At 63.6% G+C, this 24,805-nt stretch carries 17 protein-coding genes and 1 pseudogene; 13 read left to right on the top strand and 5 right to left on the bottom strand.

The window, feature by feature from the left end; all coding sequences use genetic code 11:
- Positions 1 to 26: 26 nt before the first annotated feature.
- A complete protein-coding gene (locus ACMTA2_RS04350; RefSeq protein ID WP_092171337.1) occupies positions 27 to 623 on the top strand; it encodes a MarC family protein in 597 nt (198 codons plus the stop codon).
- A 12-nt stretch (positions 624 to 635) separates the two neighbouring features.
- Here ACMTA2_RS04350 and ACMTA2_RS04345 read toward each other — a convergent pair whose 3' ends face one another.
- The 5 genes from ACMTA2_RS04345 to cobG all read right to left on the bottom strand — a co-directional run bounded on the left by ACMTA2_RS04345 (position 636) and on the right by cobG (position 12,471).
- Positions 636 to 7,688: a TcdA/TcdB pore-forming domain-containing protein gene (locus ACMTA2_RS04345; protein ID WP_413793864.1), complete on the bottom strand. Its 7,053-nt coding sequence runs from the start codon at positions 7,686 to 7,688 to the stop codon at positions 636 to 638.
- Positions 7,689 to 8,074: 386 nt separating this feature from the next.
- Positions 8,075 to 9,772, bottom strand: coding sequence for a precorrin-3B C(17)-methyltransferase (gene cobJ / locus ACMTA2_RS04340; protein WP_413793863.1), 1,698 nt, complete (start codon positions 9,770 to 9,772; stop codon positions 8,075 to 8,077).
- Positions 9,772 to 10,503, bottom strand: coding sequence for a precorrin-2 C(20)-methyltransferase (locus ACMTA2_RS04335; RefSeq protein ID WP_413795589.1), 732 nt, complete (start codon positions 10,501 to 10,503; stop codon positions 9,772 to 9,774). Before ACMTA2_RS04335 ends, cobJ begins: the two co-directional genes overlap by 1 nt.
- Positions 10,503 to 11,129, bottom strand: coding sequence for a precorrin-8X methylmutase (locus ACMTA2_RS04330; RefSeq protein ID WP_413793862.1), 627 nt, complete (start codon positions 11,127 to 11,129; stop codon positions 10,503 to 10,505). Before ACMTA2_RS04330 ends, ACMTA2_RS04335 begins: the two co-directional genes overlap by 1 nt.
- Complete coding sequence (cobG, locus tag ACMTA2_RS04325) at positions 11,122 to 12,471, bottom strand: precorrin-3B synthase (protein WP_413793861.1); 1,350 nt, start codon at positions 12,469 to 12,471, stop codon at positions 11,122 to 11,124. Before cobG ends, ACMTA2_RS04330 begins: the two co-directional genes overlap by 8 nt.
- 477 nt (positions 12,472 to 12,948) lie before the next feature.
- Between cobG and cbiE the strand changes: the two genes are divergently transcribed.
- The 12 genes and pseudogenes from cbiE (at position 12,949) to ACMTA2_RS04265 (ending at position 24,719) form a co-directional block, all read left to right on the top strand.
- On the top strand, positions 12,949 to 14,160 hold the full coding sequence (gene cbiE, locus ACMTA2_RS04320) for a precorrin-6y C5,15-methyltransferase (decarboxylating) subunit CbiE (RefSeq protein WP_413793860.1): 1,212 nt from the start codon (positions 12,949 to 12,951) through the stop codon (positions 14,158 to 14,160).
- Positions 14,153 to 15,250 (top strand): cobalt-precorrin-5B (C(1))-methyltransferase, encoded by a 1,098-nt coding sequence (locus ACMTA2_RS04315; RefSeq protein WP_413793859.1) that lies wholly within the window; start codon positions 14,153 to 14,155, stop codon positions 15,248 to 15,250. Before cbiE ends, ACMTA2_RS04315 begins: the two co-directional genes overlap by 8 nt.
- Positions 15,247 to 15,969 (top strand): cobalt-precorrin-6A reductase, encoded by a 723-nt coding sequence (locus tag ACMTA2_RS04310; protein ID WP_413793858.1) that lies wholly within the window; start codon positions 15,247 to 15,249, stop codon positions 15,967 to 15,969. The genes ACMTA2_RS04315 and ACMTA2_RS04310 overlap by 4 nt, the downstream gene beginning before the upstream one ends.
- A 44-nt stretch (positions 15,970 to 16,013) precedes the next feature.
- Positions 16,014 to 16,190 (top strand): annotated as a pseudogene (locus ACMTA2_RS04305) (DUF6124 family protein); the annotation flags it as partial.
- Between the two features lie 447 nt (positions 16,191 to 16,637).
- Positions 16,638 to 17,036, top strand: coding sequence for a DUF2946 domain-containing protein (locus ACMTA2_RS04300; protein ID WP_413793857.1), 399 nt, complete (start codon positions 16,638 to 16,640; stop codon positions 17,034 to 17,036).
- 47 nt (positions 17,037 to 17,083) lie between these two features.
- Positions 17,084 to 17,563, top strand: a complete 480-nt coding sequence (locus tag ACMTA2_RS04295; RefSeq protein WP_413793856.1) for a copper chaperone PCu(A)C — start codon at positions 17,084 to 17,086, stop codon at positions 17,561 to 17,563.
- A gap of 57 nt (positions 17,564 to 17,620) precedes the next feature.
- On the top strand, positions 17,621 to 18,010 hold the full coding sequence (locus ACMTA2_RS04290) for a DUF2946 domain-containing protein (RefSeq protein WP_413795588.1): 390 nt from the start codon (positions 17,621 to 17,623) through the stop codon (positions 18,008 to 18,010).
- Between the two features lie 69 nt (positions 18,011 to 18,079).
- A complete protein-coding gene (locus tag ACMTA2_RS04285; RefSeq protein ID WP_413793855.1) occupies positions 18,080 to 20,206 on the top strand; it encodes a TonB-dependent copper receptor in 2,127 nt (708 codons plus the stop codon).
- A gap of 191 nt (positions 20,207 to 20,397) precedes the next feature.
- Complete coding sequence (locus ACMTA2_RS04280) at positions 20,398 to 21,777, top strand: PepSY-associated TM helix domain-containing protein (RefSeq protein ID WP_413793854.1); 1,380 nt, start codon at positions 20,398 to 20,400, stop codon at positions 21,775 to 21,777.
- Positions 21,778 to 21,979: 202 nt separating this feature from the next.
- Positions 21,980 to 22,768: an ABC transporter ATP-binding protein gene (locus tag ACMTA2_RS04275; protein WP_413793853.1), complete on the top strand. Its 789-nt coding sequence runs from the start codon at positions 21,980 to 21,982 to the stop codon at positions 22,766 to 22,768.
- Positions 22,765 to 23,712, top strand: a complete 948-nt coding sequence (locus tag ACMTA2_RS04270; protein WP_413793852.1) for an ABC transporter substrate-binding protein — start codon at positions 22,765 to 22,767, stop codon at positions 23,710 to 23,712. The genes ACMTA2_RS04275 and ACMTA2_RS04270 overlap by 4 nt, the downstream gene beginning before the upstream one ends.
- The gene (locus ACMTA2_RS04265; RefSeq protein WP_413793851.1) at positions 23,709 to 24,719 is read left to right on the top strand and encodes a FecCD family ABC transporter permease; all 1,011 of its coding nucleotides are present in this window, start codon (positions 23,709 to 23,711) and stop codon (positions 24,717 to 24,719) included. Before ACMTA2_RS04270 ends, ACMTA2_RS04265 begins: the two co-directional genes overlap by 4 nt.
- The last annotated feature ends 86 nt before the right edge of the window (positions 24,720 to 24,805 follow it).

Raw genomic sequence — 24,805 nt, 5'->3', positions numbered from 1 at the left:
AAATTCATTCGTCGCGAGCCTCGACCATGCTCCATGTGCTGTTCAGCGTTTACCTGAAGATGCTGGTGCTCTACAGCCCCTTCTTCGTCCTGTCCTGCTTCATCGGCCTGACTCGCGGCTATTCACGCAAGGAACAACGTCGCCTGGCCTGGAAGGTCGCGACGGCGACGCTGATCTCCAGCGTGTTGCTGTATTTGTTCGGGCGAGTGATTTTCAGCGTATTCGGCATCACCGTGGATGCGTTCCGGATCGGCGCCGGCAGCGTGCTGTTCATTTCGGCCCTGGGCATGGCCCAGGGCAAGTCGGCCGTGCAGACCGACAATGTGCAGCAGGACGTGACCATCGTCCCGCTGACCATTCCGCTGACCGTCGGCCCCGGCACCATCGGCGCCCTGCTGGTGATGGGCGTGAGCCAGCCGCACTGGGACGACAAACTCATGGCCATCATCAGCATCGCCCTGGCGAGCTTCACCGTTGGCGTCGTGCTTTACCTGTCCAGCCGCATCGAACGGATCCTGGGCGACCAGGGCTTGCAGATCGTCAGCCGCCTGATGGGGTTGTTTGTCTGCGCCTTGGCGGCGCAGATCATTTTTACCGGGGTGAGGGGCTACCTGGTGCCGTGAAAGAAAGACTGCCTATTGCGCGACCGGCGCTGTCGCCAGCAGCTCATTCAGGGTGGCACTGCCCGTCGCCCCCAGGCCCCTCAACCGCGCCACGAACGTCGACACCGGGCGCGATTGCGTGGTGTTGAAACCCAGGCAGATTTCACCGCGCAAGACCGGATCGGCGGAACACACATCACGCAGGATCAAGCAGCGTTCGCTGTCCGGATCGACAATGACCAGGTGTGCCTGGACGATCTCGAACACGAGCTTTCCAGGCTCATCCAATGCCCAGATCAACGTGCTCGCCAGGGTGGGAATTTCCCCCAAGGCAGGGCGACAGTCGACAATGACCGACTCCAGCTTCAGCCACATCGCCTTCGTCAAATGACAGGTCACCGCGCCCTGGCCCATACGCAGGATCAACCGGTTGACCTCATCGGGAATCAGCGGCAAGAGATCGCGGCCGAGCGTCTCTCCCTCGACCACCAGCACGTGGGCGTTGCGCTGGACATAATCGAACGGTCCGATGCTGCGTTGGTCCGGATAGATCAGCACTCGCCCATCCTGATGCTCGTGCAGTAGCACATTCACCTGTGCTTGAGTGCCCAGCAAGGTGAAGTCCCTGGGCAGGTTCTTCCCGGTCACTCGCAGCAGCCGGGCACTTTGCACGTCATACCATTGCAGGCTTCCTGGCTCGGACTCCACCGACACGAACTCGGCATGTTGCGCCGTGTCCAGCAATCGCTGGAGGGCTTCGGTCAAGTGCTGGCCCTGAGCGCTCACCCAGGCGTGGTTGACGCCCGTGACGGTCGCCGTTTCCTGATGACGCAGCGTCAGCGACACACCGTCCACGCTGGTCCCGCGCAACCCAGTGCCTTCGGGCGTGACGTCGGCGAACCGCCAGCCCGTCCACTCGCGCCGATAAGCCGGCAGGTTGGCCCTTGGCAACCATTGCGAGCCGGTGCCAAAGGCCTGATCGAGCGACTGTGGGTCGAGGAATGCCTGGCTCAATACGGCACCACTCGAGCGCTCGAACAGCCAGACCGACTGATTGTCCGGGGTCACGCCAAGCAAACGCACGTCCTTGTCGAGTCCTGGATCGCACAACAACAATCGGTGCTTCACATACCAGGCACACAGGTTGCCGTCCCCGGCGGCGTTGCGCAGGCCGGCAATGGCGAAATCCTTGTCCGGATAGCGCATGGCCAAGGGCTCAAGGGCCTGCCACCACCGGGTACGACCCTTGAGCCAATGCTCGCTCACGCCGGCAAACTGCAACGTCCCTTGGGCGGCCAGGTTGAAAAACAGCCCGTTTTCGTCGAGCGCCACGTAGCCCCCTTCGACGGCCAGGATCTGCTTGAGTCCGTCGGGCTGCACCCAGTGGTGCGTCCATTGCGCCTTACCGTCCTTCACGCTGTGCTGCAGCCGGCAGAGCGTCTGGGTGGGGGTGACGCGCTGGTAGACGAAGCACACATCGCTGTCATCGGCCATCGGCAAGAGCATCAGGCCGTCCAGGTGCTTGATCGAGTCGTCCCAGCCACGGGCATGGTGCCTGGCCGCTGGTGCAAGGATCAGGCGTCGATCGCTGCGGCGTACCCATGCCATGTCCCGAACGTCGGGCGTGATCGCCCAGCAGATCGAAACATAAGGCGCTGGCCGCCAATCGATCGTGGCGAGCCCATCCTTGGAGGGCTGGGCAGACAGTCGCAGGAAGTGGCCGAGCACGGACGACCACTCGGCCAGGGTCTCGTTGGACAACAGCAGCGCTTGCAGTTGCGGCACCGTGTCGTAGGTGACCGAAGTGAGCAGCAGTTGCCCGTCATGAATCAGGTAACGGTATTGCCGGACGGTAGAATCGATGACGTATTCCTGCACCACATGAATCACGCCCTGGGCGTCGACCTCGACGCTGCGAATGGTGCTTTGTCCGTCCTGGATGAGTAACAAGTAACAGCGCTTGAGCAAGCCCGTGGCGCAATCTGTTTGCCAGATCTGCAATTGCTCCGGGTCGTGGAAATACGCGGAGCCATCCAGGGCCACCGACAACTGTGGCTCACCGAGCACTTCCAGGTCGTCGCGGATGTAGAGGAAGCGGTCTTGTTGGGCGTCGTACCAGGCCGTGGTGTAGCGCGGTTGCCGGGGATCCTCGAACGGGATCAGGAAACGCTGGACCGGCGTGTACGGCAGCGCCAATCGATGTGCTCGCGCAAGGCTCTTGTATTGGTCAAGCAGCGCTCGCTCGTCGAACCCCTCGGGTGCCGTCTGCTCGACCAGGTCCAGTTGCTGTTTACCCTGGGTGACGCTGAACAACTGGTCGGCGGTGCGGATCAGCACTTCCTGGCGGCCGACACGGGTCACATGGACGGTGCCGATGTAGAGCTCGCCGGAAGGCTCGACCCGGACATCACGCTCCGTGGCCCAGGTGGCCTGCAACAACCAGCGGCAATAGGTCTGGTTCGGTGCGACCAGTCTTATGTCGGCGCCGGGGTTGAGCACCACGGTACAACGCCCGCCCGCGCCCCTGAGCCAATAGGCCAACTTTCCCTGCCAGGCGTCCGGCAGCACGGGCACCACCAGTGTCCGCTCCAGCGCATCGAGGTTCACCCGGATGACCGTCTCGCCATACACGGGGTTCAGGCGATTGAGGATGTAGTCGGAAGGAAACGAATAGAACGAAAACAGAAACAGCCAACTGCCGTCCGCTTGTCTTTTTTCCAGCCGCCGGGCCGTGTCGAAGCCGCGGTCATGGCGCCAGCGGGCGAAGGGCAGCGCCTTGTATTCATAACCGTACGTGGTTTGCGGCGTGCAGGGCAGCACGATGGGGTGTCCGGCGGGCGGCGCGAACCCCACCTGCCCGGGCAACCCCAGCGCCCGACGAATATCGATGGCCCGCGCGTCATCGCGATCGAAGCCCGGCACACCGAAATGATCATGCAGTGGATACAGCTTCGGGCTGTCGAGGAGCACCGTCCCCTGGTTCAGGTCGATGCTTTTGACCAGCAGCGACGGCCGTGCCACCCACGCGGCCAGCGTGTGATCGTAGTGGTAGCCGTCGCCACGGTAGGCCTGCTCCAGGTCGTCGAAAAACTGACCGACTTGCCGGGCCTCGCGAGCGATGGTGGCGAACCCCTGGGCCAGGGCGGCGACCCCGACGGCCAACCCACCGAGGATCACCCCCGCACCGCCGAGCACCGCCGCGGCAGTCGATGCCCCGGCCAACCCCGCCCCGACGCCGCCCGCCGTCAAGGCCAGGCTGGCAGAGTCGAAGGTCAGTTGGGTGCCGAATTGCGCGGTTTCGATGCCGGTTTGCGCAGTCTTCAACTGGTAGATATCGAAGCCCACATTGGCCAGTCCCAGCACCGCGCCGACGCCCTCGTTGGCCGCATGCCCCAAGGCCTGACCGACAATCGGCGCGCACGTGCGGGCGATGAGCCGTTCTTGCGCCAGCGCGGTACGGGCCAGCTGCACCAGCCCCGCCACGTCCACGACATTGCCATGCACCAGTTGTGCATAGTTGATGTAGGCGTGAAGGCGCACGGCGGTGGTCAACGTTCGGTCATCCCCTTCTCGCCCACGCAAGGCATTCATCAAGGCCTGGATGGTAAAACCGGCGTTGAGGGTATGGATGCTGCCGGCCTCGGTCGGGTCCGGGACGCCACCCATCTGCACGGGTTTGCGCGCCAGTGTCAAAAACTGTTCCGACAGCCAGTTCTTGATCCGCAACAGGCGCTGATCGTCGCTGAGCACGTGGATCGGCTGTTGCGGTTGCGTGGGATCGATCAGGCTCAGCCGGTATTTGCCTTCGGGGGTGATTTGCAGCGTGTCGAACAGGGGCACCAGGGGCCTCGTCGAATCCTGTAAATCCTGCAAGCCGACCGTGGCCTGAGCGATCTGCTGCCCCCACCAGTGACTGTCCAGCGCCAGCAAACTGCTGCCCAGGTGCGCATTGTCCACCAGGGATCTGCCGTGGGCACTGTTCAGCCGCTGGCGCATCCCAAGCGCCGGCTTTCCGGGTAACGGCTCGGGCTTGAGCAGGTGTTCCACGGCGAAGCCGTCTGCCAGTTCCAAGGCGGCGATCTTTTTGCTGTGCAGGTCGATCAGATCGAATTCCGGTCGAGCGTCAGGGCCATAGGCGGCGTAATAACGGGCCATGCCCTCTGTCTGGAAAAATGTCTCCAGTGCTCGTTGCAGCCCATCGGGATGATCGAACTTGCACAGGCCGAAATTGGGGTCGAAAAAATGATAGGCGGCACGTTCGCCACTGACGGTCTTGGCCACCAACATCGAATGGTTGTCAGTGTTGAGCATCAGCGCACGGGGGCCGATGTGCTTCTCGAGCCGGGCCCTGACCTGATCCAGGTTCGCCTGCCCCAGACGCGTCCCGACCTCTGTCATCGGTACGTCCCGCAGCGCCTCCAATGTTTGTACGAAGGCCTGGGAATCGGCATGCCCCGGTTCGAGCACCGCCAGGAAGAAACGCTCGCGCAAGTGCCCGGAGGACACATCGCCCCGGGCAAGCGCTGCACTCATCACCAATGCCAGGGGATAGCAGCGCCCGCCAATGGCCTCGCCATCGCTGTTGAGCAGCAAATCCTGGGGGACCATCTGCACGCCGGCATGGCCGAATCCGTCCAGCACTTGCGCGGAGCGTTCGACGACCTGGAGACGGTGTTCAAGGGTCGCCACTTTCTGGATCCGCGCGACATGATGGCCCCACTGGAACAGCGTCCGCGCCTGTTTCAAGGCGCTTCTCTTCAGTTCCAGCGCGCTGTCGGACGGCAGCGGCGCATCCGCCGGATCGCTCGCCAGGCCGTTCATGAACCCTGCCGCCCTGCGCTTGAACAACTGTCGCTCGATGACCGCGTAACGGCCGGCCACCGCCTGTTCGGCGACGCTGTTGGCCAGGTTCTCAAGTTCATGGGTGGAGGCGTTGAAGCGCGGGTTACCCAAGCTGTCCAAACCGAGCAACACGCCCAGTGACAGCCTTTGCACAGGGCTGACCTCAATGACGCGCCGGGCGCCGCTGGCAATCTCGCCCAGCACGTCGTCGATCCCCAGGCTTTGCATCTTCGCATCGCTCAGGAACACCGGAACCAGCGTATCGGGCGCCTGGCGCCGGATACGCTGGCGATCATCGAAACTCAGCGGCAGCGGTTTCTCGAAGCGGATTTCACCATCATGCCCCCGGCTCATCGCCTCGATGAACGGCTCGCCGAGCCCCTCGACCAATCGTTCCAGGACATCGGTCAACAGCACCGCACGCCCTTCGATCAGCGGCCAGCCCTGCTGGAATTCAACGGTCGAATGCTTGAGCAACTGGGCGATGTCGCCGCCGTAGCGCGTGGGGTACTGGCCTTCACGCCAGCGTGCCTGCTCGTTGGCCACCCATTTTTCCGGTTGGTTGCCATGTTCTTTCCAGGAATGATCCTGCTCCTCTTCGGTGGCGCCGTTAACCGTCAGGTGGGGAGCAATGCCCGCCTCCTTGTACACGGTGCTGGCGACGTCGGCGCTCAAGTATGCGTTCGCGTAGTCGGCCATGCCGTCGCGCATGGCGCCGGGGCCCGTCAGATGGACGGTGCCTTCACTTTCGAAGCGGATGCCGTCGCCAAAGTGGGTGGCTACACCCGATATCCGCGCGATCGCCCTGAGCACCTCGCCCATCGGCAGGTGGCTCAACGAGCCATGTCTTTTTTCGAAGACTTCTTCCACCAGCACCAACATGCCGGCGACGTCGCTCAATGCAACACCGCGCTGGGTGGCCAGTTGAACCGATGCTTCAATCAACTCGTAGTTGGAGCGCAGGCGGTCGATCACGCTCTTGAGAATCTCGGCGCCCGGATGAGCCATCAGAAAGGCATTGGATAACGACAGCTCCATGCTCAAGGCCCGCAACGCGAAAGGTCGTGCCAGCCGCTCCGCCGGCAGTTCGAAGACCTCGCTCAAGCTTGGCCGGCTCCGCGCGAACGCTTCCAGTGCCGACAAATGCTCGGCAGGAATATGCATACGATAACGGGAGGAGGCCTGGCGACCCGGCATCCATTCGGGGTTCTCGTTCAGCAGCAATTGCAGGGTGCCCAGTCGGGCATCATGGTCAAAACCACTGATGTCGACGCCGCCCAAGGTGGCCGACAACGGCGGAAGGTGGTCGATATCGGTATATCTGCCACCTTCGGCGAACAGGACTTCTGCGCGCACCACATCCGCAGCCGCCGCCATATTGCCAAGCAAGCGCATCTCCCGGTCATAGACCTCCTGCAACTGCAGCGAAACCGCGCCAGCGGCAAGATCGCGCAACGCGAAGCCGTCCATGTCCAGGACACTGCGCCGGTTGCGTTCCAACTGATGGCGCAGTACTTGCGCATCCTGACCGTAGGCGCGGGTCAGTAAATCGATCCGGGCCTCATCGGCTGATCCGCCATTCACCACAGCGGCATTGATATGGGCCTGCATCTGTTGTTTCAGAACAAGGGCATGTTCGTTGTACAGGGCCCCCAACTCGACTTCAGTAATACGTTCATCTACGTCGTGTAAAAAAACATTGGCCTTGGCGGCCTCGACAATAAACTTATTGGTTTGCCAGGCCAGTAGTGCATCGCTGTCATACCAAAGATTCAGGGTATAACCCTGCCGGGCCAACACCTGCCGCCATACATTGAGATAATCGCGCTGACTGTCACCAAGGCCGCCGCCGAGCCAGACAAAGTGCAACGTCTTGGGCACTTCCGTGGGCAACTTTTTCATCTGCTCGGCACTGAACCGGAGGCGCGCTTCGTGCTGTTCGACTTTGTCGTATATCTGCGGCAGGTCAATCCCGGCGCTGGCAGGGTCGGAGATATGCGTATCCTGGCTGCGCTTGACCCTGCGTTTGCCCACCAACTTGGCGAGCGTCTGTTTCAAGAGCCCCAAGGGCTCGAGCAACCGATGGGAATCCGGCATGCCGGTACAGGCAGAGTAATAACGGATGACCGCGTCGTAGTGCTCATTGTTCTTGTGGGGCAACAGTGCCCGTTCGAGATCGGCCAGTTTGAAAAGGCTGATGAAGCCGAGCGTACTGTCGCCCGTCTTGATGTTCGCTTCCTGCATAAAAAAGACACTCCTTGGCCTGTTCCGTTAAAAAACAGGCATATAACAACGCCGCCGCCAGCGCGTACTCTGGCGACCTATCCATTCAATTTAATATCTTGCAACTTGGCGACATCTGAAATGCCTGCCAAACACTGACAAGCGCACACCGAGAACTTATCAGGCACGCAAACTAACGTTTTAAAAGCAGCAACTCAAACGGGAAGGCTTTCAACGCATTACAAAGAAAGGTCGAGACTGGAACTTGCTCTTTACTTGTACCCAGGACACACAAGCGAACGCGTCGACGGCACGGTGCCAAAGGCAATTTTTTTCTTTGGTGGCGAGGAAGCAAGCGCCCTCGCCACCATCCCAAGTGCCATCCTTGAGTGAAATCGGTGTGCGGTTCAGGCGGGCTTGACCCCATACCAGCGAGGCGTGTACACCCAGTTTCCACCGGATGCACGCGGGAACACGCAAGTGGTGGAGGAGCCGATCAGGACCATGGTGCGCATGTCCACCTGCTCAGCCGTGAGCTGCCCCAACGTGGTGACACGCAGGGTCTGGCCCGGACGACCGATATCACGTCCCAACACCACCGGCGTCTGCGGGGTACGGTGCTGGGCGACGATCTCCAGCGCACGCCCCAATTGCCACGGCCGCGCACGGGAAATCGGATTGTAGAAAGCCAACGCCAGGTCGGCTTCGGCCGCCAGGTCCAGGCGTTTTTCGATGATCGACCAGGGCTTGAGATTGTCCGACAGCGACATCACGCAGAAGTCATGCCCCAACGGCGCACCGGCCTGGGCGGCGGTGGCGAGGGAGGCGGACACACCGGGCAGGATCTCCAGGTCGACCTGGTGCCAGGCCGGGTCGCTGGACTCGTGCAACGCTTCGAGCACCGCCGCCGCCATGGCGAATACACCCGGGTCGCCGGAGGACACCACGATGACCGAGCGGCCTTGTGCAGCCAACTCAAAGGCATGTCGGGCGCGCTGCATTTCTTCACGGTTGTCGGTGCAGTGCAGCACCTGATCGTCGCGAAACGGCCCGGCCATGCGCACATAGGTTTCGTAGCCGAGTACATCGGTGGCGCGCGCCAATTCGGCCTTCACCGCGGGCACCATCAGTTCGGCCGCACCCGGCCCCAGGCCGATCACTGCCAGGCGTCCGCGCGGACGACCGATTCGGGCCACCTCCAAGGGCTGCGCGGCAACGGCGATGGCCAGGTTATCGGTTGCCCAAAGGAGGGTCGCAGCCGGTATCGAACTGCGCGCCCCGCTGGTGGCATCGCCCGTCATCGCCACAAAGCGCAGCGCCACCCCGAGCTCCAGTGCTGCCTCACGCAAGGCCGTGCTGGTCATCAGCGTATCCGCCGCCACCAGGCACGCCAGGCTCTGAACCGCCACTTTCGCTTGCTGCAAAGCGGCACGAATGGCGCCCGGCGGATCAGCCACCTCGGCGCTCACCACCACCGCGACGCTGCGTGGATAGATCAGCAGTTCGTGGGCACTCGCCTCACGCTCGGCATGGCCGACATGGATCGTGCGCCGGGCCTGGGGGGCTTGCGGCAACTGCGCCTGATCCAGCCACGGCGCCGCGCCTTCGATGCGCACCGGTTCACCGGCCAACAGATCGGAGACGAAGCGCTTGCCCTGCTCCAGGTCGCCGAGGCTATAGCCGCTTGGCGGATTGAGCAGGCAGGTGCCAAAACGCAATTCGCCGCTGGTGGTGATCGCCGGTGCGACTTGCAGCATTGCCGCGATGTCCCGGGCCATGCCATTCACACCGCCCAGGCCGCCCAGCAGCGGCACCACGGCGCTGCCATCCTCGGCCACCGCCAGCACTGGCGGTTCGGCGCCTTTTTCCAGCAGCAGCGGCGCCAGGGTACGGATGACGATGCCCGCCGCGCACAGGGCTATGATTGGCGTGTCCTGTTGGTAGAGTTCACGCAATGTCGCGCCAAACTCGAGGTATTGTCGATCGCCCTCGACCCGCCCGGCCAGGCCATGGATCAGGGCGCCGGGGTAGCGCTGCTGGATCCTTCGGGCCGTCGCCAGGCTGCCGGGGCCGAGGATGACGATGGCCGGCGTCTTGGCGGCCATCAACCCTGCCACCGTTCGCCCGGGACAATGATCAGCGAGAAATACGGCGAAGACATCGGCTCGACTTCATCCAACGGCACGATCTTCTGGTTGGCCATGGTCGCTCGCTCGACGTACAACGCCCGACCGTCCATGCCCAGCTCCTGAAGCACCTGGCGAACCTTGGGGAAGTTGCGCCCCAGCTTCATGATCACCGCCGCATCCGCATCGGCCAGGCGACGCTTGAGATCGTCGTGGGGCAGGACGCCGGAGAGCACCGACAGGCTCTGGTTGCGATAGACCAATGGCGCACCAAGCACCGAGGCACCGCCCAGCATCGAGCACACGCCCGGAATGACCTGGGCCTCATAGCGCCCGGCCAGGCGATCGTGCAGGTACATGTAGGAGCCGTAGAAGAACGGATCGCCCTCACAGATCACGGCCACGTCGCGACCGGCCTCCAGGTGCACAGCCAACTGCTCGGCGGCGGTGTCGTAGAAATCGGCGATCACCTGCTCATAGGACAGCGGCGCCGGCAGCGCTTCGGTGGTGACCGGGTAGACCAGCGGCAGTAAGGTTTGCGCGCCCTGCAAATGGGCCTCGATGATGCCGAAGGCGTTGCCCTTCTTGCCCTTGGCGACGAAGTACGCCACCACCGGCGATTCGCGCAGCAGGCGCAGGGCCTTGACCGTAATCAGTTCCGGGTCACCGGGGCCCACGCCGAGGCCGATCAGACGTCCAGGCTGCTGCATCATTCAATCTCCGTAGCGAGGGCATTGACGGCGGCGGCGGCCATGGCGCTGCCGCCCAGGCGGCCTTGCATGATCACGAACGGCACGCCGCGGCTGTTGGCCGCCAGCATCGCCTTGGACTCGGCGGCACCAACGAAGCCCACCGGGAAACCGAGGATCAGTGCCGGTTTCGGCGCGCCGGCATCGAGCATCTCCAGCAGGTAGAACAGCGCGGTCGGCGCGTTGCCGATGACCACGACGCTACCTTCCAGGTGCGGACGCCACAACTCCAGCGCCGCCGCCGAACGGGTGTTGCCCAGCTCCAGGGCCAACGCCGGCACGGCCTCGTCGCGCAAGGTGCAGATCACCTGATTGTTGGCCGGCAGACGAGCCCGGGTCACGCCTTCGGAGACCATCCGCGCATCACACAGGATCGGCGCACCAGCGGCCAGCGCCTGGCGCCCGGCCGTGCCCGCGCCCTCGGAAAACTGCAAGCCATCGATGGCCTCGACCATGCCGCAGGCGTGGATCACCCGCACCGCGAGTTTTTCCAGGTCGGCCGGAATGCGCGCCAGGTTGGCTTCGGCGCGGATGATCGCGAAGGAGTTGCGATAGATCTCCTGACCGTCGCGGATGTAATCAAGCATCAAGGGGGCTCCGGGGGCGAGCGTCGAGCCAGTGGCCGATCGCTTCAATAGTCAGATTGTGTGCCTGCAACGCGCCGAAACCCGGCAGCGTGGCATCGCGAAAATACAGGTCATAACGACCGGGGGCGACCGCCAGCAAGGTGGCGGGCGCGATATGGGCCGCTGCGCAGGAACGCGGGCAGCCCGACAGATGGATTTTCAGGGGCTGGCCCTGGCGTTGCAGCAGTTCGGCCAGTTGGTGGGCGTCGGCCTTGGTGTCGGCCAGGGCCTTGGCGCAGCCACTGGAACCGGTGCAGGCGATGAGTTGCGCCAGGGGCTGCTCACTCGAACCTAACAACCCCAACCCTTCGAGCCGCGCCAGCACGTCGTCGGCATCCGCACGGCGCACATTGGGCAGCAGCAGGCTCTGCCAAGGGGTGAAACGAAGGCTTTCGTCGCCCCTCTCCCGCGCCAATTGCGCCGCCCCCCGCAGCATGACCGCATCGAGCCGCCCCAGGGGCGCCGCCGCGCCGACGTAGACGCGATCGTCGTGCTGGGGATGAACGCCGATGTGCAGTCCGTCGATAGATCCGTCCCGCTGCCAATCCAGGCAAGCTTGCAGCGGCACGCGGCGGGCCAATCGGGTCATGAATACATCGGTGGGGATTTCAGCCAACACGTGACGCATGCGGATCTGGTCCGGGCGCGCCAGGTCGAGGAACAGTTCCAGCACCGCCACCACCAAGGCATGCCCCTGGGCCAGGGGCACCCTGCCTGCCGGTTTATCCAATGGGGAACCGGCCAAGCCGAAGGCCAGCCAAGGCTCGCCGTCATGGATCAGGGCCGACAGCCACAAATCGTGGTGATGTTCGAGCATCGCCAACGCTTCGCCACCGTCCAGTTGCACGGCGAACTTGGCCGACAACTCAGGGAAGCGTTCGTGGGTTTGCAGAGTGAAGAGGATTTGCGCCGCCAACGGGCGGGTGTCGAACAGCATCTGCCGGTCGATCCCGGCCGAAGGGCTGAGCATCAGGTTGCGCACGTCATCGCCAGCAGGTATCCGCGGCCCAAGGCCAGCGGCCAGCAAGGACTCGATCAATGCGCTGTGCTCGGCACCGATCCCGCGGATTTGCAGGTTGCCGCGGTTGGTCGCCTCGATCACACCGCTGGCGAACCGCTCGGCCGCAGAGGCCACGGCTTCGGCTTGATCCGCCTGGATGGCACCACCATCGAGCTTGATCCGACAGATCCCACCGTCCAACGCCTGGACGACACGCAGCAACCCCGGGCAACCGGAGGGGCGTACGACGTTGGAAGAGGGACGTTCGTTCAAGGGAAAACCGACAAATAAGAAACGCCGCATCGGCGAAGGACCGCCATTATGCCTGCTTTGGCTGGGGTCATGAAAAGCTTGCCGGTCGGATTGAAGCGAGATAGCTCAAGAACACGGGCTGCCTGATCCAATGAGGCTGTCTGTTACTCCGCCATCGCGAGCAAGCTCGCTCCCACAGTGTTGATTGGGTTGTGCACAGATTCTATGTTCATCCCAAATCCCCTGTGGGAGCGAGCTTGCTCGCGATGGCGGTCTACCCGGAAAAGACGATGTTGAATGGACCGGCGCCTTCGCGGGCAAGCCCGCTCCCACAGGGATTGCGGCGGACACAAAATGTGTGGTCCCCGGCCAACTCAACACGGTGGGAGCGGGCTTGCTCGCGAAAGCGGTCTGGCAGCCACATTGATGTTGCGCCAGGCGCCTGATCCGTCGGGGCGCGGTATGATGGCGGACCGGGTAGCGGGCATAGGCACCCGCAGGTCAAACCCATCGATTCGAGGAACACAGATGACACCCTGGCTGACCGTAGTAGGCATCGGCGAAGACGGCTTCAAGGGCCTGGGCCGGACGGCTCGCCATGCCTTGCTGCGGGCAACGCGCATTGTTGGCAGCGCCCGTCAGTTGGAGCTGCTGCCGCTGTGTATCCGCGCCGAGCGGGAACGGTGGCCCAGCCCGTTCTCCCTGGAACCGCTGCTCGCTCGGCAGGGCGAATCGGTGTGTGTACTGGCCAGCGGCGATCCGATGTTCTACGGCGTGGGCGCGAGCCTGACCAAACAGGTGCCGAGTGATCAGATGCTGGTCATCCCCGCGCCCTCCTCCTGCTCACTGGCCGCGGCCCGCATGGGCTGGCCGTTGCAGGAGGTGGTCACGCTGTCGCTGGTGGCACGCCCCCTGGCAGCGCTCAATGGGCATTTATCCACAGGGGTCCGGCTGTTGCTGCTGAGCAACGACCGCCACAGCCCTGCCGCCGTGGCGACGTTATTGCGCGAGCGGGGGTTCGGCCCGAGCACCATGACCGTGCTGGAACATTTGGGCGGTGCGGCAGAACGACGTGTCGACGGTTGCGCCGCGCAATGGTCCGATGACACCGTCGCCGACCTGAACCTGATCGCCGTCGAATGCCGGGCCGAACCGTCGACACAGCGCCTGTCACGCCTGGCCGGTTTGCCGGACAGCGCATTCGAGCATGACGGCCAGTTGACCAAACGCGACGTGCGCGCCATTACCCTGGCCCGCCTCGCCCCGACCCCCGGCGAGCTGCTCTGGGACGTCGGCGCCGGCAGCGGCTCCATTGGCATCGAATGGATGCGAGCCCACCCCAGTTGCCGGGCCTTGGCCATCGAAGCCGACGAAGGCCGCCAAGGTTTGATCGAACGCAACCGCGACACCCTCGGCGTGCCTGGCCTGCAACTGATTCGCGGCAAAGCCCCCCAGGCGCTGGAGAACCTGGAGCGGCCGGACGCGGTGTTCATCGGCGGCGGCGTCACCCGCGAAGGCGTGCTCGACGCCTGCTGGGCCCAACTCAAGCCCGGCGGCCGGCTTGTCGCCAACGCCGTGACCTTGCAAAGCGAAATGACCCTGATGCACTGGCGCGAACGTCACGGCGGTGAGCTGACCCGCATCCACATCGCCCAGGCCCAGCCGCTGGGCGAATTCGACACCTGGCGCCAGGCCTTGCCGATCACCTTGCTGGACCTGACGAAACCTCTCGATGCGTGACGAAACCGCCGAACAACCCGCCCCCCTGCGCAGCGGCCTGACCACCGGTAGTTGCGCCACGGCCACCAGCCTGGCGGCCGCTCGATTGCTGCTGGGCGGTAGCGAAGCCGATGCCGTGGAGATCGTACTGCCCAAGGGCAAGCAGGTGCAGATGCGCCTGGAGTTCTGCCGGCTGACCGAACAAGGCGCCGAAGCCGGGACGATCAAGGACGCAGGCGATGACCCGGACGTGACCCACGGTGCCCTGTTGTTTTCCCAGGTGCGCTTGATCGCCGAGCCCGGTGTACGTTTCGTCGCTGGTCGCGGCGTCGGCACGGTGACGCGACCGGGGTTGGTGCTGGGCGTCGGTGAGCCGGCGATCAACCCCGTGCCACGCAAAATGATCAACGATCACCTGGCTCGCTTGGCCGAGGAAAGTGGTTATGCCGGTGGTTTCGAAGTCACGGTCAATGTCGAGGACGGCGAAGCCTTGGCGCTGAAAACCATGAACCCACGCCTGGGCATCCTCGGCGGCCTGTCGATCCTCGGCACCAGCGGCATCGTCCGGCCGTTTTCCTGCGCGGCCTACATTGCCTCGATCCACCAGGGTATCGACGTGGCGAAGACCAACGGCTACCTGCACATCGCCGCCTGCACCGGCAATGCCAGCGAAGACACCATGCGCCGGGTCTACAACCTGCCGGAAATCGCCCTGATCGAAATGGGTGACTTCGTCGGTGCCGTGCTCAAGCATGTGCGCAAGGTGCCGGTGGCAAAACTCAGCCTCTGCGGCGGCTTTGGCAAGATCAGCAAACTCGCCGCCGGCCACATGGACCTGCACAGCCGTCATTCGAGCATCGATCTGCCGCAACTGGCCGAATGGGCGGCTGCCATCGGTGCCGATGAGGCCCTGCAGCAAGGCATTCGCCAGGCCAATACCAGCCAGCAAGCCCTGGCAATGGCCAGCGCTGCCGGTATCGCCCTCGGCGACGCGGTGTGCGCACACGCCCTGGCCTTCGCGCGCAGTGTGGTGCCGGCCCAGGTCCAGGTCGAAGTCTTTGCCATCGACCGCCAGGGCGGGATCGTCGGCCACGCAGGAGCCTTCCAATGAAACGCATCCTGCTGCTCGGTGGCGTTACCGAAGCCTTGGCCATCGCCCGTACCCTTGGCCCTCAACACATCTACAGCCTGGCCGGCATCGGTCGCGTTCCCACCGACCTGACCTGCCAGGTGCGCGTCGGCGGCTACGGCGGCGCCGAAGGGCTCGCGCTGTTCATTCGCGAACAGGGCATCGACCTGCTGCTGGACGCCACCCATCCGTACGCCGCGCAAATCAGCCACAACGCGGCCCACGCGGCCCGTACTTGCGGCATCGCGTGCTGGGCCCTGCGCCGCCCGGCATGGCAGCCCCAAGCCGGGGATGACTGGCGCGAAGTGGCCGACTGGCCCGAACTGATCCAGGCCTTGCAACCCTTCCGCCGCCCCCTGTTCACCCTCGGCCGCGAACCGCTGCAACACCTGCACGAAATTCCCCCGGAACAATTCTGGACCCTGCGTGCCCTGGACATTTACCCCGGCAATGAACGCTGCGAAGTCATTGGTGCCCGTGGACCGTTCCACCTCGAAGACGAGCGCGAGCTGTTCGAACGCCGGCGGATCGATGTGCTGATCAGCAAGAACAGCGGGAGCACGGCCACCGAGCCGAAGCTGGAGGTGGCGCGGCAGCGGGGGGTGCCGGTGTTGGTTTTGCGGCGGCCGGTGTTGGCGGGGGTGGATCGGGAGTTTGGGACGGTGGATGAGGTGTTGCAGGGGCTGCAGCAGTTGATCTGACATCCCGTTGCCAGTCGGCCAACGCCAAAAAACTCGACGATGCGGCCGAATGCCTGCTCGCCAACCTCAGCGAAACCCTGGCCTCGGCCAATGCCATGGTCAGCGACCTCGCATTCGATCTGGAGGGCTCGCGACGACATATCGCGCAAGGGGTCCAGCAGATGATTGAGCTGGGCCAGTTGTTGGCGAATCGGGCATGGGATGTGGTCGACCCGAGATAAGCGACAGGACGTTGGGTTTGATCAAAATCGATTGGTCAAACCCACCCCTGTGGCGAGGGGATTTATCCCCGCTGGGCTGCGAAGCAGTCCCAAAACATAAGCTCACAGTTTTGTCTGGCGGACTGCATTCACTGCTCTTGGGGCTGCTACGCAGCCCAGCGGGGATAAATCCCCTCACCACAATGAATGCTCACGCCATTAGATTTTCAAAGGTAATGCAAACGACGTCGCACAGGCAAAAGGGATGATGCAAGCCACTCCCAATGAAGATATAGAACAATCGAGTACCAACTGATCAAAATCCCTCGCCACAAAAGCACTCACTTGAAGATCTGTTGCTACTGTTAACACCAGCCCTGCGACCCTATACCGCACGTGGCCTTTTTACTTCTCAACCCCGATCAGGCTAAATACCGCCACCTGATCGCCCATCGAGCGGATTGCCCCATGTCCCGACAACGGCTTGCATTTGCCTGGATCGCCTGCTTCGCAGTGCTGTTCAACATGCTTGCCATGCCGCTTTCCAACAGCGGTGGCGTGACTGCCAATTCGCCAGCCGAGCAATTGTTGTGGGGCAGTTTCTGCTCGTCCAGCGGCACGAAAATGGTCGCGGTGTCCCTGGGCAAACTCGAACAGGGCACGTCGCAGAAAGACAATCACTCGACCATGCAGCATTGCTGGTGCTGCTCAGGCCCAGCGCCGTTGGTGGCGCTCGCCGGGCATGTCCCGCAGTTGTATCTGGATGCACAGCTGGCCCATCACAGTGCCGTCCATTCGACGCTCGACGGCCCCACGCCACGCCAGCAATGGCCCAGCCTCAATCCCCGCGCCTCCCCCCTGGTCTGATTCCCCTCGCATTAAACCTGCGTCCTGAATCGTTCCGGAGAATTGCCATGTTGAACAGACTTATCCTGCTGGCTGCCCTATTGCTTCCCGTCGGCTTTGCCCAAGCTCACCAGTACAAGGCAGGCGATCTTGAAATCGCCCACCCGTGGTCCCAGGAGTTGCCGCCCAATGCCCCGACCGTGGCCGCGTATTTCGTGATTCACAACGGCGGCACCACCGCCGACAAGCTGCTCAGCGTCGACTCGCCGATTGCCGGCAAGGCCGAGCTCCATGAGCATGTGATGCAAGACGACATGATGAAAATGCAACCGGTGCCTGTCGTGAATATCGCCCCCGGTGCGACTGTCACCTTCGCACCGATGGCGTATCACGTGATGCTGCTGGAGCTGAAGGACCGTAGCCTGCTCAGCGACGGCAAACGCTTTGCCATGACCCTGCATTTCGAAAAAGCCGGGGATGTCACGGTCGACGTTGCGGTGCAGAAAAAAGCGCCCGACGGCACCAAGACACACCTGCACGCCCAGTAGCCGTAGCCGCCCGTGCAATCTCGTCGCACCAGACTGTCCATGCCCCGCCGTCAGCCCATGAGCCTGACACGCGGCAGTTGGATCAGCCTGTTCGCCATGCTGATGATCTTTATCGGTCCACTGATTTCCCAGTCGATGCCGATGGATCAACGCATGTCCGTGAACATGTCCATGGGCATGAGCATGGAGATGGGCATGGACATGTCGGCGCACGAAGCGCCGGCAGCCGAACACTGCCCGCCCCAGAGCGAGCACCATGCGCTATGGGAAAAATGCGGCTATTGCAGCCTGCTGTTCAATTGCCCCGCGCTGCCTGGCGGTCACACGTTCGCGGTCTTCGACACACCCCACACCAACACCTACACCAGTCCTTCCCCACGCCTGGGCCATGCCCGGCCCGCGTTCTTCCCGGGTGCCCGTACCCGCGCACCGCCCCTCGACGCGTAAACCCGACACTTACCCAACCCGGTCCAGGCTGCCCGACCGCGTCGTCTACGTTTGTTCGATGGAATCATCATGTCCAGGTTTTCTGCTGGCACCGCTTTGGGCTCTGCCCAGGTTCGCTGCCCCCTGAACGAACCACGGGTTCGTTTACGCCAAACCATTGCCGCCCTGTGCGGCCTGCTGCTCACGCCCTACGTACTCGCCGATGAGCACGACCAACACGACAATCAGGTCGAAGAGCTGAGCCCGACGGTCATCACCGCCATCGCCCCCAGTTCACCGCTGACCGTCGTCACCAACCCCAAGGACCCGCGTCAACCGGTGCCGGCCAGTGACGGCGGCGACTACCTCAAGACCATCCCCGGCTTCGCCCTGGTGCGCAACGGCGGCACCAACGGCGACCCGGTGTTGCGCGGCATGTTCGGCTCGCGGCTGAACATCCTCACCAACGGCAGCATGCTGCTGGGGGCTTGCCCGGGTCGGATGGACGCGCCGACGTCCTACATTTCGCCGGAAACCTACGACAAGCTCACCGTCATCAAAGGCCCGCAAACCGTGCTCTGGGGCCCCGGCGCATCAGCCGGGACCGTGTTGTTCGAGCGCGAGCCGGAACAGTTCGGCGAGCTGGGCACCCGGGTCAACGCCAGTGTGCTGGCCGGCTCCAACGGCCGCTTCGACAAAGTGGTGGATGCCGCCGCCGGTGGCCCGCTGGGGTATGTACGGGTGATCGGCAACACCGCCCATTCGGACGATTACCGCGACGGCAACAACGACAGCGTGCCGTCGCGCTATGACAAGTGGAATGGCGACGTCACCCTCGGCTGGACGCCGGACGCCGATACCCTGCTGGAACTGACGGCCGGCAAGGGCGACGGTGAAGCGCGCTACGCCGGGCGTGGCATGGACGGCTCGCAGTTCAAGCGCGAAAGCCTCGGGCTGCGCTTCGAGCGCTCGAACATCGGCGAGGTGCTGGACAAGGTCGAGGCCCAGGTCTATTACAACTACGCCGACCACGTGATGGACAACTACACGCTGCGCACGCCGTCCGGCACCGGGATGATGGCCGGGCCCATGGCCTCCAACGTCGACCGCCGCACCCTCGGCGCCCGCATCAAGGCCACTTGGCGCTGGGCCGATGTGCAGTTGATCAGCGGCCTGGACGCCCAGACCAACGAGCATCGCCAACGCAGCAGCATGGGCGTGGATACCTACAAGGACCTGCCGTACACCAAGGACGCCGACTTCCACAATTACGGGGTATTCGGCGAACTGACCTGGTACGCCGCCGACCGCGACAGGGTGATCACCGGCGCCCGACTCGACCGCGCCTCGGCCAAGGACTACCGCCAGAGCATCGGTTCGGGCATGTCCGCTCGCCCCAACCCCACCGCGGATGACACCCGGGCCGACACGCTGCCCAGCGGTTTCGTCCGCTACGAGCACGACCTGGACGACAGCCCCACCACCCTCTATGCGGGCGTGGGTCACGCACAACGCTTCCCGGACTACTGGGAGCTGTTCTCCGCGAACGTCGGCCCCAGCGGTTCGTTGAACGCCTTCGACGCGATCAAGCCGGAGAAAACCACCCAGCTCGACTTCGGCCTGCAGTACAAGACCGAAACCCTCGAAGCCTGGGCGTCGGGTTATGTCGGGCAGGTGCGCGACTACATCCTGTTCGATTACACCCCCGGGATGATGGGCACCACCTCCCGGGCCGAGAACATCGATGCACGGATCATGGGTGGTGAACTGGGCGCGGCCTATAAGCTGACCGAGAACTGGAAGGCCGACGCCACCTTGGCCTACGCCTGGGGCAAGAACAGCAGCGACGGTACGGCCCTGGCGCAGATGCCACCGCTGGACGCCCGCCTGGGCCTGACCTACAGCGAAGACCGCTGGAGCGCCGGCGCCCTGTGGCGCGTGGTGGCGGCGCAGCACCGGGTCGACGAGAACAAGGGCAACGTGGTCGGCAAGGACTACGGCAAAAGCTCGGGGTTCGGGGTCTTTTCGCTCAACGGCGCCTATCGCATCAATCAACACTGGAAGGTCAGCAGCGGCGTCGACAACCTGTTCGGCAAAGCCTACGCCGAGCACCTGAACCTGGCCGGCAACGCCGGGTTCGGCTACCCGGCGAGCGACCCGCAGGCCATCAACGAACCGGGGCGCACGCTCTGGACCAAGGTGGACATGAGTTTCTAACCAGCACCGGAGATCTGTCAGCAAGGACACCACTGTGGGAGCCAGCTTACTCGCGATAGCGAAGGCACATCCAACATCGATGCAAGCTGAACCATTGCTAATCGCGAGCAAGCTCGCTCCCACGGGGTTCGTTTCCACCTTGACTGACCGCCCAACATAACAACCCAATTTGCCCTGCGGAGCGCTTTCTGATGAGCCAACCGAAACCCAACTTCTACAACCTGGCCTGGCGCTGGCATTTTTATGCCGGGCTGTTCGTGGCGCCGTTCATGGTAATGCTGGCCCTGACCGGCATCATTTACCTGTTCAAGCCGCAACTCGATCCACTGATGTACGGCAGCCTGCTGAACGTGCCGGCCGGCCATCACACCCTGACGGCGGACGACTTGCTCAAGCAGGTCCACCAGGCCTACCCCCAAGGCCAGGTCAAACAGTACCTGCCACCGGCCAATGCCGAGCGCAGCGCGCAATTCGTGGTGATCGACCAGGGTCGGGAACTGAATGTGTTCATCGACCCGTACCACGGTGATGTCCTCGGCGAGCAGGATGCGAAGAACAACCTGCAAGCCATGGCCCGGGCGATCCACGGCGAGTTGCTGATCGGCACGGTCGGGGACCGGCTGGTGGAAATGGCCGCTGGCTGGGGCGTGGTGCTGGTGGTTTCCGGCCTGTACCTTTGGTGGCCGCGCGGGCAATCATCGGCCGGGGTGCTGTGGCCGCGCTGGAGCGCACGCGGTCGGCTGTTCTGGCGTGACGTGCACGTCGTCGTCGGCTTCTGGGGCGCGGCTTTCCTGCTGGTGATGCTGCTCAGCGGCATGACCTGGACCGGCTTCTGGGGCAAGCAATACGCGGACCTCTGGAACCGCTTTCCGGCGGCCATGTGGAATGACGTGCCCAAGTCCGACGTCGAGGCCGGCAGCCTCAACAACGCCCACCGCCAGACCGTACCGTGGGCCATGGAAAACACGCCGATGCCGATGTCCGGCGATCACGCCGAGCACATGGGCCACGGTGGCATGCACGAAGGCCCCGCCGCCCCGACCGTCAGCCTGCAAGCGGTACAGGATATCGCCACCGAGCGCCAGGTCACGCCCGGCTACAGCATTACCTTGCCCACCACTGCCGGCGGCGTGTTCACCGTTGCCGTGTTCGCCGACGACCCGCGCAACGACGCCACCTTGCACGTGGACCAGTACACCGGCAAGGTCCTGGCCGATGTGCGCTGGGAGCACTACGGCATCGTGGCCCGCGCCACCGAGACCGGCGTGATGCTGCACGAAGGCAAGATGTTCGGCCCCGTGAACCAGATCCTCGTGCTGCTGGTTTGCCTGATGATCCTGCTCAGCGCCGTGAGTGGCCTGGTGATCTGGTGGAAGCGCCGGCCCCTGGGCAAGTTCGGCGTGCCGCCGCTGCGCCACGACCTGCCGAGGTGGAAGACCGGAGTGTTCATCATGTTGGCCCTGGCGGTGGTGTTCCCGTTGGTGGGGGCGTCGCTGGTGGTGGTGTGGCTGTTGGACCGGCTTGTTATCCGATTCAATCGCCAGCCTGAGATTGCCTCATCTTCAAACTGAAGACAGTGCGTTAACGGAAGGCGGCGCGAAAGCTCTACAATCGCGACCGCCTTTCAAACGGTGAACACCATCCCGTGTGGGAGCGAGCTTGCTCGCGATTGCAGTCGGTCAGTCACATCTCTATCGGCTGACACACCGCTATCGCGAGCAAGCTCGCTCCCACAAGGGATTGAGGGGCCGACCCAATAACTTGAGTGAATGCATGACCTCCCTAACCCTCTCCCACATCGCCTGGACACCCCTGGGCCATGGCCACTGTCATCACCAGTTCCAACTGCGTGACGCCACGTTGCAGGTGATGGCCGGGGAATTTGTCGGATTGATCGGGCCCAACGGCAGCGGCAAGACCAGCCTGTTGCGCTGCGCCTATCGCTTCAGCCGACCGGAAAGCGGCGAGGTGACACTGGCCCATGAGAACGTCTGGAAACAGTCCTCGCGCTGGTGCGCCCAACGCATCGCCGTGGTGCTGCAAGAATTTCCCGACGCCTTCGGCCTGACGGTGGAAGAAGTGGTCGCCATGGGCCGCACGCCTCACAAAGGCCTGTTCGACAGCGACAATCACGACGACCGTCGACGGGTACTCCAGGCACTGGAATCGGCCGGGCTTGCAGGCTTTGGCGATCATGCATTCGCCACACTCTCGGGCGGTGAGAAGCAACGGGTGATTCTCGCCCGGGCCCTGGCCCAGCAGCCGCAATTGCTGATCCTCGACGAACCGACCAATCACCTCGATCCCCACTATCAATTGCAATTGCTGCAACTGATCAAGGGCCTGGGCATCGGCACCCTCGCCAGCCTCCACGACCTGAACCTGGCCGCCGCCTTCTGCGACCGCCTGTACGTGATCGAACACGGGCGCATCGTCGCCAGCGGCACGCCCAAGGACGTCCTCACCGCCGAGCTGTTGCGCGAGGTCTTCGGCGTCGAAGCCCTGGTGGATGAACACCCGCTGTCCGGCTACCCACGAATCACCTGGATAACCCAACCATGACCTTGCGTTCCCTGCTGTTGCTGCCCTTGCTGCTGACCAGCGCCCATGCCCTGGCCGAAGCCACCCGCTATCCGCTGACGATCCAGAGTTGCAATCGTCAGGTGCAGTTCAACCAGGCACCCCGGCACGCGGTCAGCCATGACATCAACATGACCCAGATGATGCTCGCCCTGGGGCTCAAGCCACGCATGGTCGGCTACAGCGGCATCAGTGGCTGGAAATCGGTGACGCCCGAGATGGCGAAGATCCTCGATGACTTGCCGGAACTGGCCGCCAAATACCCCTCGGTGGAAACCCTGCTCAACGCCAACGTCGATTTCTTCTTCGCCGGTTGGGACTACGGCATGCGGGTGGGCGGCGACCTGACCCCGCAGACCCTGCAACCGCTGGGCATCAACGTCTATGAATTGACCGAATCCTGCGCGTTCGTGATGAAGCGTCCAGCGGCCTCCCTGGAGGACACCTACAACGACCTGCGCAACCTCGGGAAAATTTTCGACGTGCAGGATCGTGCCAATGCGCTGATCGCCACGATGCAGGCCCAGGTGGCCGAAGTGCGCAAACACCTGCCCGCCCAACAACCGCGAGTGTTCCTGTACGACAGCGGCGAAGACCGCGCCATGACCTCCGGCCGCCTGGGCATGCCCCAGGCGCTGATCGACGCGGCTGGCGGGCGCAACATTCTCGACGACGTGGAGACCAGTTGGACCCGGGTCAACTGGGAAAACGTGGTGGAGCGCAATCCTCAGGTCATCGTGATCGTTGACTATGGCGAAGTCAGTGCTGAACAGAAGCAGCAATTCTTGATGAACAACCCGGCCCTGCAATCGGTGGAGGCGATCCAGCAACGGCGCTTCATTGTGATTCCCTACGTACAGGCCACGCCGGGCATCGATAACGTGCTGGCGGTGCAAACACTGGCGCAGGGTTTCCACGGCCAATGAACGGTCGTCGCTACGGCGCCCTGCTGATGTTCCTGGGCGCACTGCTACTGGTGTCGTGCGTGGTGTCCCTGGGCTTCGGGCCGGCGCGGGTGCCGGTGGCCGTGGTCTGGGATCTGCTGCTGCACAAGGCCTTCGGTGTGGGCCAGGTGCATTGGACGCCCGGCCAGGAGCATATTGTCTGGCTGATCCGCGTCCCGCGGCTGCTGCTCGGTGCGCTCGTCGGTGCGGGGCTGGCGTTGATCGGTGCGGTGCTGCAAGCCGTCACACGTAACCCGCTGGCGGACCCGCACCTGCTGGGCGTCACCTCTGGCGCGACTCTGGGGGCGGTCATCGTGGTGCTGCATGTCGGCGAGATTATCGGCCTGCTGACCCTGCCGCTGGCGGCGTTCATCGGTGCGCTGCTGAGCATGCTGCTGGTGCTGACCATCGCTGCCCGCCAGGGTCGTCTGGAAAGTGATCGCCTGTTGTTGTACGGCGTAGCGGTGTCCTTCGTAATGATGGCGGCGGCCAACCTGTTGTTGTTCCTCGGTGACCATCGCGCCAGCTCCGCCGTGATGTTCTGGATGCTCGGCGGCCTGGGCCTGGCCCGTTGGGAACTGCTGGCGGTGCCGGCCGCGAGCGTGTCGCTGGGGCTGGTGTTGCTACTGGGCATGGCCCGTCCGCTGAACGCGCTGATGGCCGGCGAACAGACCGCCGTGACCCTGGGCCTGAACGCGGCGAAAGTGCGCTTGTGGATCTTCCTGATCGCCTCGCTGATGACCGGCGTGCTGGTGGCCATCAGCGGCTCGATCGGCTTCGTCGGACTGATGGTGCCGCACATCGCCCGACGCCTGGTGGGTGCCGAGCATCGCCGACTGCTGCCGGCCTGCGTGCTGCTCGGCAGCCTTTTCCTGGTGTGGGTGGACGTCGCCGCCCGAACCTTGATCGCACCGGAAGACTTGCCGATAGGTGTCGCTACAGCGGCTATCGGCGGACTGTTCTTCATCGGCCTGATGCGCCGTCGCTGAACCCTTGCGGGAGCGGACTTGCTCCCACATTTGAAATTGGGTGACAGCGGCACCTGCGCCCCAATGTGGCGCACCCCTTCGCACCA

Source organism: Pseudomonas medicaginis, from assembly GCF_965119365.1.
Classification (GTDB): domain Bacteria; phylum Pseudomonadota; class Gammaproteobacteria; order Pseudomonadales; family Pseudomonadaceae; genus Aquipseudomonas.
The sequence above is the reverse complement of the archived record's forward strand: the minus strand, read 5'-3'. Positions and strand labels throughout refer to the sequence as shown.